Origin of the sequence: Orbus sasakiae, assembly GCF_039542345.1 — a bacterium.
Classification (GTDB): Bacteria; Pseudomonadota; Gammaproteobacteria; order Enterobacterales; family Orbaceae; genus Orbus; species Orbus sasakiae.
In genome coordinates, this window is the sequence record NZ_BAABHY010000001.1 from 622,381 (window position 1) to 642,296 (window position 19,916).

The window sequence follows — 19,916 nt, forward strand, 5'->3', positions numbered from 1 at the left end:
ATTTTATTTATTATTTATTGAATAATATTTATTGAACATGCTAGTCATTACTCGCATGTTCTTTAATAAACTCATATAACTTGAGCGCTTGGCTAGATAGCTGGCGCTCTTTTTTCTTAATCAAATAAACAGCGCGTTTTAATGACACATCTTTAAATGGAATAATCGCAATACTATCGTGTTCAAACTGAAATAGTGTTAATCCCGTCGTAATACTGATTCCTTGGTTGGCTGCAATGAGCCCCATCATGGTGGTAAGTTGCCTGACTTCAAGCACATAACGAATATTGTAGAGCTGGGTTAATTGATCGGTGAACAAACGAATACTCGTCCCATTTGAAAAAGCGATAAACTTTTCACCTTCAAGATCTTTTAATTCAACATGCGATTTTTTTGCGAAAGGGTGGTTTTTAGGGCAAATTAAGTAAAAGTCATCAGAAAAGAGTAATTCAGCTTGAATCTCTTTTAATGATGGTGTGCCTGCCGTTACCGCAAGATCTGCTGAGTTATTGACAATCGCTTGTAAGCATCGATCCCACTGGGTATCGACAATATTGATTCGAATATGAGGATTTTCAATATTAAACTTAGAAATAATCTGTGGCAACCATTGCACGGCTAACGATGGCAATACCGCTAGCGTCACACTTCCTTCTTCACCTTGCGAATAAAGTTTGATCTCCTGCACAATATTGTCATAGTTATTAACAAAACGACTGGCTAATTCAACAAAATGTAAGCCATTTGCATTGAGCTGTACTTTTCGTGTATCACGATCAAAGAGTCGATAGCCCACTTCTTGCTCTAAAGAAGCAATCAGAGCACTAAATGCAGGTTGAGATAAACAAACCATTTCCGATGCCCGAGTAAAATTTTCGGCTTCGGCAAGTGCTAAAAATGCACGCATTTGGCGGATAGAAATATTCATTGATTATTCCTTGATTGGCTATCGAATGGCATAACTTTAACATAATTCAAATTTGTTTGAATGAATTAACAAATTTGATTTTTAATTTTTGTGATCACAACAGGTGAAAATTGTCGTATAAAATTTAGGGTCTTTTAACGTGTTGATTATCAATACCTTATTTTGGGTTCAATTATTTGTGTTTTAAATAAATCAATTTGTATGATTAATTAATCCTTTTTAATTTGTCGTATCGATAAAATAATTTGATTTTTAAGTAATTATCCGCGCATTTACGCGTAATATTGCCGCCAATAACTTAATAAATTATAACAGGAGAAAAATATGTTAGCACTTATCGGTGTTTTGACGATTGCTGTACTGCTGTATTGCATTATGTCGAAACGAATGTCGCCCGTTGTGGCATTGATTGTTATCCCAACGATTGGCGCACTGATTGCCGGTTGTGGTCTGGAAACACCAAAATACATTGTAGCAGGGATTACAAAATTAGCGCCTATGGCAGCCATGTTTGTTTTCGCCATTACATTCTTTGGTGTTGTTACCGATGCAGGAATGTTTGACCCGATTATTAAACGTATTTTACGTTTTGTTGGAATCAATCCAATTCGTATCATCATTGGTACCGGTATTTTAGCGTTAATTGCTCACTTAGATGGTAATGGTGCGGTGACATTTTTAATTACTGTACCAACGATGTTGCCTTTGTTTGATAAGTTAGGTATGGATAAACGTATGCTAATTGGTATTACTGCCTTAAGTGCAGGGGTTAACTTCCTACCTTGGACTGGGCCGATGATCCGTGCAGCGAGTGCGTTAAATATTTCAACACATGATCTTTTTGTTCCATTAATTCCTGCACAAATCGCGGGTCTTGCATTCATGATCTTTATGGGATACTACTGGGGTAAAAAAGAGCAAAAACGTTTAGGTTTAACCAGTGCAGCAGTAACTGCAATGTTAGCAAGTGGCGAATCAGCGGTGCATGAAAAAGAATTAACTGAAGACGAGAAAAAACTCCGTCGTCCACACCTATTTTGGGTCAATATTGGTTTAGTTGTTGCTGTCTTAAGTACCATGGTATTTACCCGAATTTCACCAACTGTGGCATTTATGATCGCATTAACGCTAGCCTTAATGATCAACTATCCAAATGTCAAAATGCAATCAGAACGCATCAATGCTCACGCAAAAGCCGCGTTGATGATGGCATCCATTTTATTCGCAGCTGGCGCATTTACAGGAATTATGAGTGGTTCAGGGATGTTAAAAGCAATGTCTGAAGCAGCGGTTCATTTTGTCCCTGAAAGTTTTGCAAGCCATGTGCCATTTATTACGGGTCTGATCTCTATGCCATTGAGTTTAGTGTTTGATCCAGATTCTTACTATTTCGGTATTATGCCGGTTGTTGCAAATACGGTTGAAATGTTAGGTGTACCTGGTATTCAAGTTGCACAAGCTTCTATCATGGGGCAAATGACGACAGGTTTCCCTGTAAGTCCTTTAACGCCAGCAACATTCTTATTAGTGAGTTTAGCAGGGGTTGATCTTGCTGATCACCAGAAATTCAGTATTCCAATTTTATGGTTAGCAAGCGTTATCATGACTTTTGCATGTGTCGCAAGTGGCGTATTCCCAATATAAAAAGCAATAATTATTTAGAGGTATTTATTATGAGAAAAATTAGAATTGGTTGTGGTGCTGGTTACGGCGGCGATAGAATTGAACCAGCCGTTGAATTAGTCCAAAAAGGTAATATCAGTTATTTAATTTTTGAATGTTTAGCTGAAAGAACGATTGCCATTGGTCAACGTCAAAAGAAACAAAATCCACAAACTGGCTTTAACGAATTGTTAGCGGCAAGAATGAAAGCGGTACTCCCGATTTGTGCTGAAAAGAAAATCAAAATTGTGACAAATATGGGCTCCGCTAATCCAAAAGCTGCGGCTGAATTAACGCAAAAAATAGCGCGTGATTTAGGCTTATCGCACTTAAAAATAGCTATTGTAGAAGGTGATGACGTCTATGATACCGTGGTAAAAGAAGATTTAAAACTGGATGAAGCCGGTTGCCATATTTCTGCTTCAGGTAAAAACATCATTTCTGCAAATGCATACCTTAGTGCTGAACCATTAGTCGAAGCCTTACAAAATGGTGCTGATATTGTGATTGCAGGACGAGTATCTGATCCGTCACTCTTTTTATCAACGATGATGTATGAGTTTAATTGGAAAAGTGATGACTGGGATAAATTAGGTAAAGGTACAGCAATTGGCCATTTACTTGAGTGTGCAGGACAAATTACGGGAGGCTATTTTGCAGACCCTGGATTCCGTGATGTGCAAGGTTTAGCTCGTTTAGGCTTCCCTATTGCAGAAATCACAGAAGAGGGTAATGCGGTCATTACTAAAGTAGAAGGAGCTGGTGGCTGTGTGACAGTCGACACGTGTAAACAGCAATTGCTTTATGAAATTCATAAACCCGATGCATATATCACGCCAGATGTGGTCGCTGATTTTACCGGTATTACGTTTACCCAAATTGCAAAAGACCAAGTGGCTGTCGCGGGAGCGACAGGCAAAGCACGTACCGAAACATTAAAAGTTTCTGTGGGGTACACTGATGGATTCATTGGTGAAGGCGAAATGAGCTATGCAGGTCCTGGTGCTGTTGAACGTGGTCAGCTTGCATTAGATATTGTTAAAGAGCGTTTAACCATTTGTCATATCCATCCACAAGAAATTCGTTTTGATCTCATTGGTATTAATTCATTACATGGCGCAAAATTATCTGCCGAGAGTAAGCCTTATGAAGTGAGAGCTCGTGTTGCTGCTCGCTTTGCGACTAAAGACGAAGCTGCATCAATTGGTAATGAAGTTGAAACACTTTATACAAATGGTCCTGCTGGCGGCGGCGGTGCTTATAAGTCAGTAAAAGAAATCGTTGCAATGGATTCAACTTTGCTTAATCGTCATTTAGTTAAAACTAGCGTAAGTTATTTGGAGGTATAAATATGAAACTTCGTGAGATTGCTCATTCTCGTACTGGTGATAAAGGTAATATCTCTAATATTTCTTTAATTGCCTATGATATGAATGATTATGAAAAATTAAAACAAGCTGTTACTGCTGAGAAAGTTAAAGCCTATTTTTCTGACATTGTAAAAGGTGATGTTGTGCGTTATGAACTTCCTAACATTGGAGCATTAAATTTTGTTATGTATAGTGCGCTAGGTGGTGGTGTCACTCGTACATTAGCACATGATATGCATGGTAAAGGCCTAAGTGCTGCACTAATGAATATGGATATTTGATTTTTATATTCATTGATAAGCCGTCGTTATGACGGCTTTTTATTATGAAAAAATCGCTAATTGATTCAAAGTCCAGTGAGATTGCGAATATATTGGCGTCCTTTTAGCGCATAATCAAATGGGTTTGCTTGGCTTGGGTCTTGCTCTGCTTCAACGACCATCCAACCTTGATATTGAGCATGATTTAACATCGAAAATACAGGTTTAAAATCAATGTCGCCATCACCAGGAACCGTAAATGTACCTTTAACGACACCTTCTCGAAAACTAAGTTGCTGTTTTTTGACCTCATCGACCACATTATCTCGTACATCTTTTAAATGAACATGTATTGTTCGAGCAAGGTGCTTTTGTAGTATTTCAAGCATGGATTGTTGAGAGCCTTCAGCATAATAGGCATGACCTGTATCAAATAGCAAATAAACATTGTTGTTGACTTCATCAAGGTAGCGATCGATTTCATCACGGGTTTGAACACCCGTCCCCATATGGTGATGGAGACAGACTTGCATGCCTTTTTCAGCCGCGATGTCGGCGAGCAAATTATACCCCTCTGCTAAGAGACGCCACTGTTTATCATTGAATACGGGTTTATCTAAACCAAATAGGGGTTTATGCAAACTTTGAATACTGCTGGTCTGTTCTGAACAGCCAATGACTTTTGCGCCCAATTCGTAAAGAAAATCACGATGTTCAATAAATTGCTCAATAGTCTGTTGCCTTCGTCCATCCGCAAAATAAGTACTGAGCCAAGCATTACAGATTTGCAGTCCTCGTATACTCAATTTATGTTTTAATAAAGCAATATCGCGCGGATATTTATTGCCCACTTCACAGCCACTAAAACCAGCTAAAGCCATCTCACTGATACATTGTTCAAACGTATTTTCAGCGCCTAATTCAGGCATATCATCATTCGTCCAGCCGATAGGCGCAATCGCAAGCCGTACATTGTTATTCATCTCTGTTCTCCAAGATATAAGCTGATTGATTTACTGTTATCTGCGAAGTAAAAAACAGGGATTAAATTAGACTTAATCCCGATCATTCACTTAGCGCTTAATAAGACATAATGGCTTTAACCGCCAATGCCGTATTGGTTTTTGGAAACAGCTCATAACCAATTATTCCTTGGTAACCAATTTGACTAAGATAATCAAAAATAAAGTGATAGTTAATTTCACCCGTTCCAGGTTCATGTCGGCCCGGTGAGTCAGCAACATGAATATGGCCAATTTGATCAATATAACTGGCTAAGTTACCCGCGAGATCACCTTCATTAATCTGCATGTGATAGATGTCATAAAGCACTTTTAGATTTGGTGACCCCACTAGCCGCGTTAACTCAGCGGCCATTTTGGTTGTAGCCAGATAATTCCCAACATGATCTACCTTGATATTCAATGGCTCTAAATTCATTTGGATACCATTTTTTTCTGCAATTGCTGCACATTTTTTGAGTGTATCAAACATTGCGCATAATTTCGTGGTGTCAGATAATTGCAGATAAGGATCGATAACTCGGCCTTTATCTCCTAGTCCATTTGAGTGAATAGTGACGGATTTTGAGGACAGTTTTTTAGCAATTTTAACCGATTCTTCTAAATATACTAAATAATCCGTTTGTTGCAATGGGTCAATCAGTGAAAGTGTTGCATCACCATTAAAACCACTCACTTTAATATCAACGTCTTGCGTAATACGTTGTATAGCATCAATATCTTTATCTTGCCACCCCCAAAATTCGATATAGTCAAACCCATCTTTCTTGGCTTGATAGATCCGGTCTAAAAATGGCAATTCGGTATACATTGCGTCCAGACACGCTGATTTTAAAAAATGCATATGATGACCTCTTGTTTTATAGGTTAACGGCTTGTCCTGTTTTAACTGATTCGATACATGCTAAGGCAATCGCTAAAGCGGCTTTAGCCTCTTTGCCACCGACAAGGGTTTTTTTACGATATTTGATGCAATCAATAAAAGAGGTTAATTCAGCTTGATAGGCATCTTTTAGCAGTTCTGTGTCCATACGACATGTATCGTACGAAACGCCGTCTTTAGTAAAGCGTAACATATTGTTCTGACGAGCATCCCCCGCTGTGACCATACCTTTACTACCAAATACTTCTGCTCTTACGTCATAACCATACAGTGCTTGGAAATTCGCTTCAGCAGTGGCGATAGCACCATTATCAAAACGGATGGTGACTACCGAAGTGTCTAATAACCCTTTTTCTTTATAATCAGGTCTAACGAGCGCATCCGCGACGGCATAAACCGAAATAGGTTTGGCATTAGGGTTAAAATATAAAATTGTGTCAAAATCATGAATTAATGTTTCATAATAGATTGTCCACTGGGGAATTGGGGCTGGATCATTTAGTTTTGGATCGCGTGTCAATGAGCGGATTAATTGTGGCGAACCGATATTACCCGCTAAGATTTCATTATGTGCGGCTAAAAAACCTGCTGCAAAACGTCGGTTAAAACCGACTTGTAAGACGACATTGGCTTTTTCTGCTGCGGCTATCACATTATCGGCATCTTCAAGTGTCAGTGCCATCGGCTTTTCACAAAATACCGCTTTGCCCGCTTGAGCCGCTTGAATTGCTGTCTGTGCATGAAAACGAGCAGGCACAGCAATAACAACGGCATCAATATTGGGGTTATTAATTAAATTCTCAGGCTTGTCATAAATGGTGCTAATGACTAATTCTTTAGCCAATTTTTGTGCATTAGACAGATTGGGATCTGCAATAGCGACAAGATCGGCTCCTTTTACAAAATGACGTAGAAGTCGCGCATGAAAACTCCCCATACGACCAGCGCCAATTAAACCAACACGGATATTATTTGTTTGATTTGTCATGATTTAATCCTCTTTTAATTACATATTAATATTGAATTCATCTTATGATTTTGCGGCAAAACGTTTCGATTTTGATAACATAACAGGTTCAATTTTTTCTAACGATATTCCTTTCGTTTCTGGTAAAAACCGACCAATAAACCAATAACCAAATAGACAGCTGGCGGCACAAATTAAGAGCGGAAAACCACCATTGAATGTCGCCATCAACCAGTCATTTTGGTTCATCATCGGGAAGACTTGAGCGATTAATGCATTACTGAGATACATCGCACTAAATGAGATTCCCATCGCAACCGCTCTAATTCGATTAGGGAAAATTTCAGAAATCAGTAACCAAGCGCCAAGACTCCAGGAAATCGCATAAATCAACACAAAGATGACTAAGAGGGTAATCGGAAGATATCCGATAATATTAAAGTAAAAGGTTAATGCTGAAATAATCAGACAGAGGCAACAGCCAATTGAACCGAGGCGCAATAGTTTGACTCGTCCGACATTATCAATAAATCGTAATGCAATAAATACACCGACAAATAGTGCAATCCCCAAGAAAATGGTTTGAAACAAGGATTCCTGATTTGAGCCAGTAATATTTTTAAGGAGTGATGGCGCATAATATAAAAGAATATTAATACCAGTCAGTTGTTGTAAAACTGCAATCGTACAGCCAATTAAGGTGATATATCGTGATTTAGCGTTTGACAGCACCGAAAAAAAGCCAATTTTGTTCACTTTCGCAGAGTCAACAAAGGAGGCTTTGATCTCATTAAAAAGGTGTTGTGCATGTAACTGATTCGAGATTTTAGTTAGCGTGTCCATTGCTTTTTGATCATGATTTTTCATCACATTCCATCGTGGCGATTCAGGAATGAGAAACGATAAAAACATAAATAATACACACGGTAATAATACAGACGCTAACATCCAACGCCAGCCGAATTCGACGACCCATTCATGGATCATCCCTTTTGCAATCGTAAAGTTAACAATATAGACAATTAACTGACCGCCCACCATGACCAATTGTTGTAAACCAAGCATTCTGCCTCGAATATCTTTGGGTGAAAATTCAGCTATATACAAGGGGGTTACTGTGGAAACCATACCAATCGCAATACCACCTAAAACGCGATATAAAATGAATAATGAAAAAACATCGGTAATGGCAGAGCCAATAGCGGAGATCATCAATAAGATATTGGCCAACATTAAGGTTGTTCGACGGCCGTACTTATCAGCGAGATAACCAACAAAATACGCGCCAAGAATACACCCAATGATAGCGCTCGATACGGCTAAGCCACATTCAGCTGGTGTCAGATCAAAATATTCCGTTAAAGGTTCAATGGCACCCGAAATTACCGATGCATCATAACCCAGAATAAGGCCAGCAAGTGATGCGATACTACAAACAGAAATAATATAGTTTATGTTATGTTTATGCATTAAGACCTCCAGATAACAGTGTGTTTTTATGTCACATTAAGTATCTAAGCTGCATAATTCATTGCAACAATGATGCCAATTTATTTTTTTATTTATCATATTGATTATATATAAGTTATTTTTTGTGGTTGTACATAGTGTGTTTATATTTTGAACATTTAAGATTGAACATGTTAATATATTGAACATAATTTGAAGGTCAGCAGAGGTGATTTATGTCCACGTTAAATGAAAAACTTGATGAATATGATCTTAGTCAAATCACTAAACTCAGTAATGATAGTCATCGCATGCATACTTTGCGTTTACAAGATGAAGCTTGGATTGATTTTGTTGAACAAGGCTCTCCATCACCTCATATTCGCGATAAAATATTTTCCTCATGGACATATTCAAGAGAATTAGGTATTGATCCTTATCATGGACATCAAAAAATTGTTGATCAGTTGACGCTACATAAAGTTTTACAAGAGCATCAAGAACTGATCAGTATTGCTGACCATATTATGATGGGGCTGTTGGCATATAATCATAAAGGACATATTAATTTAACTACCGCTGATGGTATAACCTTACATAGCTGTGGACTCGATATCACCCCAATTGGTAGTATTTTGACCGAAGAAGTCCAAGGCACTAACTGCACAGGGCGCTGCATTATTGAAAAAAAGATTGTGTATGTGCTATCGACAGAAAACTACAGCCAATCACTGCGTAAACGGAACATGGATTGTGCAGCAACCCCCATTTTTGACGCGAATCATCAAATTATTGGTATTTTGACCCTTACTATGGGTGAAAATGAATTTTTCCATTATCATACGCTTGGTACTGTTCAAGCTGCCGCAGATGCTATATCTCGTCAAATGCAATTACAACGTGCATTAGAAACAGAAAAAATGTTTATTGAATCGTTTGATGAAGGTGTTATTGTCATTGATAATTTTGCTAATATTCATGTGATGAATAACTATGCACGAAAACTGTTTTTTCTTGATATTAGCCTTGATCCTATTAAATATCATTTATCACAAATTGCTCACTTTACCGATGAACAGATTATGGCATTGATTGATGGTAATAAGCACCAAGATCAAGAGATTACCATTAGGTTGAATAATAACCAATTATTACAATGTATTGTCTCGGTTATCCCCATTAGATTTAGCCATTTTGTTTTATCAATTCATGAAAAAAAACGTATTCATAAAATGGCTCAAAAAATGATGGGGAGTCATGCTCGCTATCATTTTGATTCGATTGTAGGGCAATCTAAACTTTTACTTGAAGCGATTTCGATTGGAAAGTTAAGTAGCCAAACCGATTCTACTGTGCTTATTTTAGGTGATAGTGGTACGGGTAAAGAAATGTTTGCACAAGCTATTCATAATGCAAGTGCACGGTGTGATGAGCCGTTTATTGCCGTGAATTGCGGTGCATTACCCAGAGAATTAGTGCAAAGTGAATTATTTGGCTATGTGGAAGGTGCATTTACTGGGGCTAAACGAGGTGGGGCGCCAGGTAAATTTGAATTAGCTAATGGTGGAACGCTTTTCCTGGATGAAATTGGTGATATGCCAATTGAAGCACAAATCAATTTATTACGCGTGATCCAGGAAAATGAGATAATTCGTGTAGGTGGCAATCAATCACAAAAAATTGATGTTAGAATCATTGCGGCAACAAACAAAGATTTATATAAACTCGTTGAAAATAATGCATTCCGGCAAGATCTCTATTATCGTTTAAATGTCATTGCTATTCATATCCCATCCCTTAAGCAACGTATTGATGACTTGCCCCTTTTAATGCATCATTTCCAGAAAAAGATTTGTTTAGCTTTGAACAAACCCATCGTTGAGTTTTCACCAGAAGTGACAGCACTATTTTATCACTATGATTGGCCTGGTAATGTCAGAGAATTGGAAAATTTAATTGAACGTTGTATTCATTTTTCACAAAATGCCAAAATTTCATTGTTAGATATTCCTAATGGGACCTTGAACATGTTTAAACAGCCGTCCTTCCATGATGGCATAACACATGAAAGTAATCGTTTGCAGCATACTGAAAAAACACACATTGTCGCTTGTTTGCAAGCAACCCATGGCAATTTGCGTAAGTCAGCACTCCAACTTGGGGTATCACGGGGTACGCTATACAATAAATTGATTAAATATCAGATTGATCCTAATCGATACCGACGATAATGAACATCGCTTGATTTAGTGACAAAAATGGTATTGCATAAGACAAAGATTGTCTATTTGGTCAGCAATAATGAGTTGTGATTGCTGTAAAATTAGCTGGTTGAATGCTTTTTCAGTCATTATGTCAATATACTGTTGACAATACTTGATTAAAGGGGTATAAATGCCGCGTCTTTTGGCTTTTTTCACTTTGTTTAATTCGTTTTTAAACAATGAGGGTTGAAAAAAGTAGAAATATAAAGACATGTTGAGTTCAATTACAGGAGCAATATGGACACTCAATCTGGACACCCCAGGCAGTATTTTGGGGGAAAAATTAACACCAATCTTATTATCGGTTAACGAACCTGTCTAAATAACTATTTTTTCAGTTCACAAGCCGAAAATGGATAACAAAAACGGTAACGGTGAACGATATGCAATTCTCTACATACAGAAGCTATCACACACATTTTAATCATAGTGCTACACGTTTAGCATGGTCTATATTACATTTGTCTGAAAAGCATTTAGAACCCCCAAGTTGTATCTAATTTCATTTTCTAATCCATTTAAATTTGCGATTAATCCGTTGCTGATTTAGGTCACCTTTGTGCCTTAACTCGGTCGATTAGTTGTATTTTCTGGATTAAATTGGTTTTTAGCCCGTAGATATCTCTTTGACTTAACAAATCAGAGACGAGATTGCTATTGCTTAAAAATCATGATTATCAAATAGCGAATCCGATAACTATCGCTAAAAATAGAAAATTAAAACATGTCAGTGAATCATTAACATGTTAGGTACAAAATTATGGCACAAATTAAAGACAAAAAACTTGAAATCAAAGCGATTGAAGAAGCGAAAGGTAACTTAGATGCAACTTTAGCTCATTTTCAATCAAATTTAATGGGACTAACCCAAGCAGATGCCAAATCACGCATCGAAAGATATGGTAAAAATGAAGTTGCTAGAGAAAAAGTGCCTTCGGCTTTTGTACAGCTTCTTTTAGCATTTAAAAATCCATTTATTTTTGTTTTACTTATTTTAGCATCAGTGAGCTTTTTTACGGATTATTGGTTGCCTCTACAAGATGGTGAAGAAACCGATATTACGGGCATTGTGATTATTTTAGTCATGGTTTCACTAAGTGGTTTACTGCGTTTTTGGCAGGAGTACCGTTCTAATAAAGCTGCCGAAGCATTAAAATCAATGATTAGAACAACTGCAACGGTATTACGACGTCCACATAAAAACATGAGTTCAGAGCGGATTGAAGTTCCTCTTAATGAAATTGTACCCGGTGACATCATCTATTTATCTGCCGGAGATATGATTCCTGCCGATATCCGTTTAATTGAATCACGTGATTTATTTGTCAGCCAAGCGGTATTAACAGGTGAATCCATCCCTGTTGAAAAATATGATACGTTAAGCTGTGTGTCACAAAAAAGTAGTGATAATCTCAATTTATCAGAAGTGACGAAAGACAATGCGCTTGATGTCAATAACGTCTGTTTTATGGGGACTAACGTTGTGAGCGGTACCGCTAAAGCGATTGTCGTCGCGACCGGTGCGGATACTTATTTTGGTTCATTAGCTAAGTCAATTATTGGTACCCGAGCGGAAACATCTTTTGATAAAGGCGTAAACAGTGTCAGTTGGTTACTTATTCGCTTTATGTTAATTATGGTGCCGATTGTCCTTGTGATTAATGGTGTTACCAAAGGCGATTGGGGTGAAGCTGCACTATTTGCATTAGCGGTTGCAGTGGGGTTAACGCCAGAAATGCTGCCAATGATTGTCAGTGCCAACCTTGCTAAAGGCGCAGTCGGTATGGCAAAACGTAAGGTCGTTGTAAAACGTTTAAATGCAATACAAAATTTTGGTGCAATGGATGTGCTTTGTACGGATAAAACCGGCACACTCACACAAGATCGTATTATTTTAGAGCAACATCTTGATATTTATGGTCAAGTCGATCCATCGGTATTAAAGCTAGCTTGGGTAAACAGTTTTTACCAAAGTGGGATGAAAAACTTGATGGACAAAGCGATCATCCAATTCGCAGACCAAAAAGCCAATGTCAAAAAATTAGGCTTAGGCCAATATACTAAAATTGATGAACTGCCATTTGACTTTGTTCGTCGTCGTTTATCGGTGGTTGTTCAAAATGATAACAGTGGTCACCTCATGATCTGCAAAGGTGCCGTTGAAGAGATGTTATCAATTTGTACAACAGTATATGAAAATGGAGAGTATGTTCCGCTTGATGAGGATCGTAAAAAAGCGTTAATTGATATCGCACATGGCTATAATCAAGAAGGTTTTCGTGTGTTGGCTGTAGGTGTTAAAAATATTGATGAACAAGATACCAAAACTCAATATAACGTCGCGGATGAATGTGAGCTTGCCATTAAAGGGTTTTTAACATTCCTTGACCCACCAAAAGAGAGTGCACTTGAAGCAATCACGGCATTACATGAACATGGTGTATCCGTTAAGGTATTAACGGGTGATAATGAAATCATCACAGCAAAAATTTGTCGTGAAGTCGGACTTGAGCCAGGCCAACCACTGCTTGGTGTTGAAATTGAAAAAATGGGTGATGCAGAGTTAAAAGAGTTAGTTGAACAGCGAACTATTTTTGCAAAACTCACACCATTACAAAAATCACGTATTATCCGTATTTTACAAGAAAATGGTCATACCGTTGGTTTCCTTGGTGATGGTATTAATGATGCTCCTGCATTACGTGATGCGGATGTCGGTATTTCAGTTGACACAGCAACCGATATTGCGAAAGAGTCTGCTGATATTATTTTACTTGAAAAGAATTTAATGGTGTTAGAAGAGGGGGTGATCCGCGGTCGTGAAACATTTGGTAATATCATGAAATACCTCAATATGACGGCAAGTTCTAACTTTGGTAATGTGTTCTCTGTATTAGTTGCTAGTGCATTTATTCCGTTCTTACCAATGCTTGCGATTCATCTGTTAATTCAAAACTTACTGTATGATATTTCACAACTGTCTTTACCATGGGATAAAATGGATGATGAGTTTTTACAAAAACCAAGAAAATGGGATGCGCCTAATATTGGACGTTTTATGATCTGGATTGGGCCAACTTCATCCATCTTTGATATCACAACCTATATGTTAATGTGGTTTGTATTTAGTGCAAACAGTGTTGAAATGCAATCATTATTCCATTCAGGTTGGTTTATTGAAGGCTTGCTATCACAAACATTAGTTGTTCATATGCTAAGAACGCAAAAGATACCATTTATTCAAAGTACGGCTGCATTCCCTGTTATTGTGATGACAATGTTAATTATGGCTGTGGGAATTTATATTCCATTCTCACCACTAGGTCATTTGATTGGTTTAGAGCCATTACCTTGGACGTATTTCCCATGGTTGGTTGGCACATTAGTGTGTTACTGCATTGTTGCACAATTGATGAAGACAATTTATATCAAACGTTTTGGTCAATGGTTCTAATATTCTCATTGTTCATTATCGGCGCGACTTACTATGTAAGTCGCATTAAAAAGACAAAATAAAATGAGAGGTGTAAGACTAAGATTATGATAAAAAAATTATTAAAAAAAGTTGATACGTTTATGTGAATAAACGTTTAGGAGATCTAACCATAAAAGAAAAAGGAGAGCTTTATGAAAACTCCACATAAAAATTTAATTAAACTGATTAAAAACAAAAAAGAAAGAAAAAACCATGTACAGTTCGTCAAGAACATTTACTCATAAAAAATTATTTTTTGTTTGTACAGTAAAATTATAAATCAAAAAAAGCCGCTTAAATTGCGGCTTTTTTATTTAAAAATGGACTGAATCATTAATCAGCAACATTTGTCAAAATATGCTCGATTTTAGCAATGATATTAAATGGCACTGCGCCATCTTGCTTAATAAGATGGTTTTTGTAGATAGGATTATCATTGATCAGATGATAACCATTTTCAACGGGATCATATTGAACGCGCTTGATAAGCAGTTTGTCATTTAATAATATGATATAAATACCTGAAAATATTCGATTTAAATCATTTTCAGCTAAACTAATAATCGCCATATCGCCAGTTTTAATGGTATTGGCCATGTTATTGTAAGGAATTTGGACAATTGCCAGTTCGCTATCAATTAGCCCTGAGCGCGATAACCAATCACGGCTGAATACCCATTCCGTAAGAATGTTTTCTTTTTTGGCAAGATGATCTATCTCTTGTTTATAAACATCAACCAAACTATCAAAATGGACTTCTGGAATGGTGACTACAATATTTTTAGTGTCTTTAGGAAGGAGGTTAGTATTGGATAAAAATGGATCATTCCCCGTGGCAAGCCAAGCAACCGAGACATTACCAACGTCTGCCATCATTAATAAATTTTGGAGCGTTGGTTCAGATTCTTCGCGAATATATTTACGTATAGCACTCTCTGATAGGCCACATTTTTTCGAAAAACTTAATAAAGAATCATCGCCAATAATATACTTCAATCGCTTAGCAAACGTAGAATAATTTTGTTTCATAGGCATTCTTGTCTTAAATATTATTAAAAAACAAAAGAAAGAACCATACCAGATTAAACGGTAAAGGTTATCAAAACTCAAGGCGTCATGATGTCACAAAGTGTTCAAAAAATAAAGTTAAATTAAGAAAAATTAAGAATTATAAGGAAATGGTAAATTTTAATTAATATTATTTGTAAAGAACATAGTGCATTGAGATACTTTTTGATATTGTTTGATTACGATTTATTAAATAGCGAAATGGTCACTTTCGACGTATTGAAGGTGTGTTTTTGCTATAAGATAAACGGACTTTCTTCGTAACACATTTGTTTTGTTTGTTTAATTAATTGCTAAATAAAAACATCAATATACAAATAAATTAAACGTCATAATATTAATAATAAGGTGAAATAAATGAGATTTAACAACGAAAATAAAGACCAAGATTGGCATAGAGCAGATATTCGAGCAGAATTAGAAAAACGGGGTACAAGTTTAAGAAAACTCTCACGGGAAGCGGGATTGTCTGAGAATACCCTACGTAATGCATTAGATCGTAAGTGGCCAAAAGGCGAAAAAATTATTGCTGAAGCGATCGGTGTTAAGCCTGAAGAAATTTGGCCAACTCGCTATAAAAAATAGTGTGGCTAATCTGTTATAATACAGAGATAAATCCAAACGATTAAATAAAACCAATACCGTTTATCCATGATTCATTGCTTGAGTAAAAACATGTTTAAGATAAAAAAAATATTTATTAACACCAGCGTTTTTTTATTAATGGTTTTGTCCACCTATCAGGTTTGTTATGCAAGAAGTGCTGTATTACAAGTTAAAAATGACGAACGGGTATTGAATACAAAGCCATTATGGTTAGTTATCAAAGATGCGGCTTTTTATGATGCCGATAGTGATGATCTGGTAACGGCAGGTGTTGGTTTTTCTAAATTATCTCAAGCAAAAATTGAAGATAAATTTGTAAATCCTAATAGCCCCTCTGTTTATGAATTGCGAAGGGCAAAGCTTAATCGCTATATTGATACCAGAACTGGCGAAGGGACGTATTGGGGATTTAAAAAACAGGATTTAACCCCTTTATTTGATGGTAAAGTGGCGGGCAATGAAATACAAGCCTACATGATTGATGGTGATAATAACGTTGCTTTACTGTTGCAAATTCCATTAGATTTTGACCAAGATAACCCCTGCATTGTTGCTGTACCGACTATGGATTCACAAGGTATTTATAATGCCAAAGATATTCAAATACGGGGGTTATGGGGGCTAAAACATAATTGTGCAGTTGTCTATAATGATAAAGGATTAGGTAATGCGTTGTTTGATCTCTCTAATAATGAGGGATATATGATAAATGGACAAGTTGCCAATAAATCAGTGGCGCATGATGAATTGTTATTTAGTCCAGATTCAGCATTCAAACATACTGAAAACACTCATGACCGGTTCGCGCCAAAGCAATTATATTCAAAACATAACCCTGAACAAAAATGGGGACAATATGTTCTTAATTCTATAGAATTTGCCTTTTACCAACTCAATGAAATGTTTTCACCCACGCATGAAGTGTTATTTAATAAAGATAATACCCATGTTTTAGTGTATGGTGTTTCAGACGGTGCAGGCGCAGCCTTAAAAGCCGGTGAGCTTGACGCAACAGGCATCATTGATGGTATTGTGGCAGTTAACCCACAAATTCAAATTCATCAAACGCCGTTGACCCCATTATTTATTCAATATGGCCAAACACCCAAAGTCCCGCTAGAAACAAAATCACTGATTGATTATAGTTCTTATGCGGCTCTCTATTTACCTTGTGCAGTACTCGCAATCAAAGAACAAGAAGCATATCGTTCGGTTCCAGATGTGAGTAATTTCTTTTTTGCAAATAACCGCTGCAATGCTTTAAAAGAGGCAGGTTTATTAACCAGTGAAAGTACAGCAGAGCAAGCTAAAGAAGCCTTACAAAAACTCTATCAGTATGGTTGGACAAAGGAGATGGCATACCAGTTGCCTCATTACTATTATAGTCAGTCGATCAACTTACCTTATCAATATATCAGTGAATATGGGCGTTATGGGTTAGATGAGCTTTTATGTGATTACTCTGTCGCCAGCACTAATCAAGAACCACTATTTAATACCGGTCAAGTTGCCCCTTTAACAAAAACTCACTTTGCACGTTTATGGGTAAATAATAGTGGGTCATTACCGATTCGTCTTAATAATGATATTATTGCCATTGATTTAGTTAACAATAATGATCCGACAGGCGCTCGTCGCGAGTTTTATTCCCATTCCCCTAATAGCGATGTCATTGATTATAATTTGGCTGGGGCAATGTGTTTACGTGACACATTGTTAGAAAGACGGGTTAATGAAGGATTATTCAGTGTTTTAGCTAGTGGTAAATTAAACCAAATTAAAACGATCATTGTACATGGCCAGCTGAATGTACGCAATTTACCTGATTTTTCAGCAAGAGCTTATGTTGCGTTAAACAGTTATGTTGAAGGCAGTTTTTCAAATTTACGGTACATTGAAGTTGAAAATGCCAGTTACCTAGATAGTGCAATGCCATTTGATAATGTATTGATTCCAATTGATTATTATGGTGAAAATGCCATGGATTGGCTATGGCGTAATTTGACAAAAAATACCTCGCTACCTGACAGTCAAATAATGAAAACTCAAGTGCGAGGAGGAAATATTGGTTTTGCTCCCGCGATCACTGATATCAATATACCGCCAATTATGCAGTCCGCAAAACAAGCCAATCGCATTAAACTGGATAACGGCACAATAATATTACCAAATTAGGTGAGTTAAATATTAAACGAGGCGGCAATTGTCGCCTAATTTTTTGATTCATTTATAAAAATAAAATATTTTATCAATGTGTTAAGGTTTGTTATATTCATCGCATAATATGATGACTTACTCCGTTTTATTAGCTAACTTGATAATTTATTTAACTTATTTATTAAATAATGTTCGGCGTTAATTTAATGAAATCATAAATTCAATTTATGACCTTTACAACTTGATTTATATCACATTATCTTTAGTCAACTGAAAAAATTTATAAAAAACTGTGACCTAACCCATTAAAATAAATATTATTTGCTTGATTTCACCTGCGATATATGAGGTAATAATACTGAGATTTATAACACTAAGTTAACTTTGTTGTAGCATTATGATGTTAAATGTAATTTTTAGTTATCTGTTTTTTTGCTTATTTATTACGTTCCTAATGTTTTGTACTCAGTTGGCTGATGTTGTAGTCTTGAAACAGCCGCGGTAGGCGAAAAATCAATTTTTGTAGGAAACTTAATAATGACTAAGAAAACAGGCCAAGTTAAATGGTTTAATGAAAGTAAAGGTTTTGGTTTTATCACTCCATCAGATGGAAGCAAAGATGTATTTGTTCACTTTTCAGCAATTTCTGGAGACGGGTTCAAAACATTAGCTGAAGGACAACAAGTTGAATTTGCAATTCAAGATAGCCCACGTGGCCCAGCAGCAGCTGAAGTTGTTGTTCTGTAAATAAACCTGTTTTACTAAAAAAATCCGCACTTATGCGGGTTTTTTTTTATCTAAAAGAATGTAAACTATTTGTTCTTTTTTTGATATACATATTGAGAATAAAATGGCTTATTTATTTATTGTGACCGTCATTTGGTCATTTTCATTTAGCTTAATTGGGGTTTACCTAAGCGGTCAAGTTGATAGCTGGTTTGCGGTGTTTGCTCGAATTATTCTAGCATTACTAACGTTCCTACCTTTCTTAAGATTTCGACTTTTTACACTAAAACAAATTATACTATTGATGCTTGTGGGGGCTTCACAGCTCGGTATTATGTATATATTTTATTACAACGCATTTCGTTATATTACGGTACCAGAATTATTGTTGTTTACTATCTTTACGCCAATCTATGTCACATTGTTATATGATATCTTGCAACAGCATAAACTTCGGGTCAGTTATTTATTAACGGCGATATTAGCTGTTATTGGTACCGCAATTATCCGCTATGATCATATTTCAACAAATTTTGTGGTTGGCTTTTTGTTAATCCAAGGTGCTAATATCACCTTTGCCATGGGGCAAGTCGGTTATAAACGTATCATGGAACTTTATCATCTTCCACAACATAATGCGTTTGCTTGGGTTTATGTTGGCGCGGCGATCATTTCTATTTTTTGTTGGTGCTTATTTGGCAATAGTCAACAGTTGCCTACGACATATCTTCAATGGGGAATTATTATTTGGTTAGGGGTTGTTGCATCAGGATTATGCTATTTTATGTGGAATTATGGTGCAACCAAAGTGGATTCTGGTACACTTGCTATCATGAACAATGTGGTGATTCCTGGTGGGATTATTGTTAATGTTGTAATATGGCATCAACACATTGATTGGTTAAGATTTATCTTAGGGGCAGGTGTGATTGTATTGTCACTAATTATTCATCAAAAATATCATGCTAAGCAAAAATAACATAAAAAAAAATGCCATCTAAATTAGATGGCAAGAATAAAATGAAAAAATAATGCAGTGGCACATATTAAGACAGGCAAACCAGTCATAAGTTCCAAAT

Annotated in this window: 15 protein-coding genes; 9 read left to right on the forward strand and 6 right to left on the reverse strand. The window is 36.6% G+C overall.

From position 1 onward, the window contains the following. Nucleotides 1-40: 40 nt before the first annotated feature. On the reverse strand, nucleotides 41-928 hold the full coding sequence (locus ABEA36_RS02700; RefSeq protein WP_345488534.1) for a LysR family transcriptional regulator: 888 nt from the start codon (nucleotides 926-928) through the stop codon (nucleotides 41-43). A gap of 324 nt (nucleotides 929-1,252) precedes the next feature. On the opposite strand from ABEA36_RS02700, the gene ABEA36_RS02705 reads away from it, so the two are divergent. The 3 genes from ABEA36_RS02705 to ABEA36_RS02715 are packed head-to-tail and all read left to right on the forward strand — an operon-like array spanning nucleotide 1,253 to nucleotide 4,241. After that, nucleotides 1,253-2,572 carry a CitMHS family transporter gene (locus ABEA36_RS02705; protein WP_345488536.1) on the forward strand — a complete coding sequence of 440 codons (1,320 nt, stop codon included), beginning with the start codon at nucleotides 1,253-1,255 and terminating at the stop codon, nucleotides 2,570-2,572. 29 nt (nucleotides 2,573-2,601) lie between these two features. Further along, nucleotides 2,602-3,939 carry an acyclic terpene utilization AtuA family protein gene (locus ABEA36_RS02710; RefSeq protein WP_345488538.1) on the forward strand — a complete coding sequence of 446 codons (1,338 nt, stop codon included), beginning with the start codon at nucleotides 2,602-2,604 and terminating at the stop codon, nucleotides 3,937-3,939. Between the two features lie 2 nt (nucleotides 3,940-3,941). After that, nucleotides 3,942-4,241: an AtuA-related protein gene (locus ABEA36_RS02715; protein ID WP_345488540.1), complete on the forward strand. Its 300-nt coding sequence runs from the start codon at nucleotides 3,942-3,944 to the stop codon at nucleotides 4,239-4,241. Nucleotides 4,242-4,306: 65 nt separating this feature from the next. Here the strand turns inward: ABEA36_RS02715 and iolE are convergent, their stop codons facing one another. The 4 genes from iolE to ABEA36_RS02735 all read right to left on the reverse strand — a co-directional run bounded on the left by iolE (nucleotide 4,307) and on the right by ABEA36_RS02735 (nucleotide 8,562). Further along, nucleotides 4,307-5,203 (reverse strand): myo-inosose-2 dehydratase, encoded by an 897-nt coding sequence (iolE, locus tag ABEA36_RS02720; RefSeq protein ID WP_345488542.1) that lies wholly within the window; start codon nucleotides 5,201-5,203, stop codon nucleotides 4,307-4,309. Between the two features lie 97 nt (nucleotides 5,204-5,300). Then, nucleotides 5,301-6,086, reverse strand: coding sequence for a hydroxypyruvate isomerase family protein (locus ABEA36_RS02725; protein WP_345488544.1), 786 nt, complete (start codon nucleotides 6,084-6,086; stop codon nucleotides 5,301-5,303). A gap of 16 nt (nucleotides 6,087-6,102) precedes the next feature. Next, entirely contained in the window at nucleotides 6,103-7,113 is a 1,011-nt protein-coding gene (locus ABEA36_RS02730) for a Gfo/Idh/MocA family oxidoreductase (RefSeq protein WP_345488546.1), read from the reverse strand. 42 nt (nucleotides 7,114-7,155) lie between these two features. Next, nucleotides 7,156-8,562, reverse strand: a complete 1,407-nt coding sequence (locus ABEA36_RS02735) for a sugar porter family MFS transporter (protein WP_345488548.1) — start codon at nucleotides 8,560-8,562, stop codon at nucleotides 7,156-7,158. A gap of 215 nt (nucleotides 8,563-8,777) precedes the next feature. On the opposite strand from ABEA36_RS02735, the gene ABEA36_RS02740 reads away from it, so the two are divergent. Beyond that, complete coding sequence (locus ABEA36_RS02740; protein ID WP_345488551.1) at nucleotides 8,778-10,772, forward strand: sigma-54 interaction domain-containing protein; 1,995 nt, start codon at nucleotides 8,778-8,780, stop codon at nucleotides 10,770-10,772. 793 nt (nucleotides 10,773-11,565) lie between these two features. Beyond that, on the forward strand, nucleotides 11,566-14,259 hold the full coding sequence (mgtA, locus tag ABEA36_RS02745) for a magnesium-translocating P-type ATPase (protein ID WP_345488553.1): 2,694 nt from the start codon (nucleotides 11,566-11,568) through the stop codon (nucleotides 14,257-14,259). 354 nt (nucleotides 14,260-14,613) lie between these two features. Here the strand turns inward: mgtA and ABEA36_RS02750 are convergent, their stop codons facing one another. Then, entirely contained in the window at nucleotides 14,614-15,309 is a 696-nt protein-coding gene (locus tag ABEA36_RS02750; RefSeq protein WP_345488555.1) for an XRE family transcriptional regulator, read from the reverse strand. Nucleotides 15,310-15,705: 396 nt separating this feature from the next. On the opposite strand from ABEA36_RS02750, the gene ABEA36_RS02755 reads away from it, so the two are divergent. From ABEA36_RS02755 to ABEA36_RS02770, 4 genes are all read left to right on the forward strand, one after another. Next, nucleotides 15,706-15,933: a helix-turn-helix domain-containing protein gene (locus tag ABEA36_RS02755; protein WP_345488557.1), complete on the forward strand. Its 228-nt coding sequence runs from the start codon at nucleotides 15,706-15,708 to the stop codon at nucleotides 15,931-15,933. 90 nt (nucleotides 15,934-16,023) lie between these two features. Continuing rightward, nucleotides 16,024-18,129 carry a 3-hydroxybutyrate oligomer hydrolase family protein gene (locus tag ABEA36_RS02760; RefSeq protein ID WP_345488559.1) on the forward strand — a complete coding sequence of 702 codons (2,106 nt, stop codon included), beginning with the start codon at nucleotides 16,024-16,026 and terminating at the stop codon, nucleotides 18,127-18,129. A gap of 519 nt (nucleotides 18,130-18,648) precedes the next feature. Continuing rightward, nucleotides 18,649-18,858, forward strand: a complete 210-nt coding sequence (gene cspE, locus ABEA36_RS02765; RefSeq protein WP_345488561.1) for a transcription antiterminator/RNA stability regulator CspE — start codon at nucleotides 18,649-18,651, stop codon at nucleotides 18,856-18,858. A 103-nt stretch (nucleotides 18,859-18,961) separates the two neighbouring features. Continuing rightward, nucleotides 18,962-19,816, forward strand: coding sequence for a carboxylate/amino acid/amine transporter (locus ABEA36_RS02770; RefSeq protein WP_345488563.1), 855 nt, complete (start codon nucleotides 18,962-18,964; stop codon nucleotides 19,814-19,816). The last annotated feature ends 100 nt before the right edge of the window (nucleotides 19,817-19,916 follow it).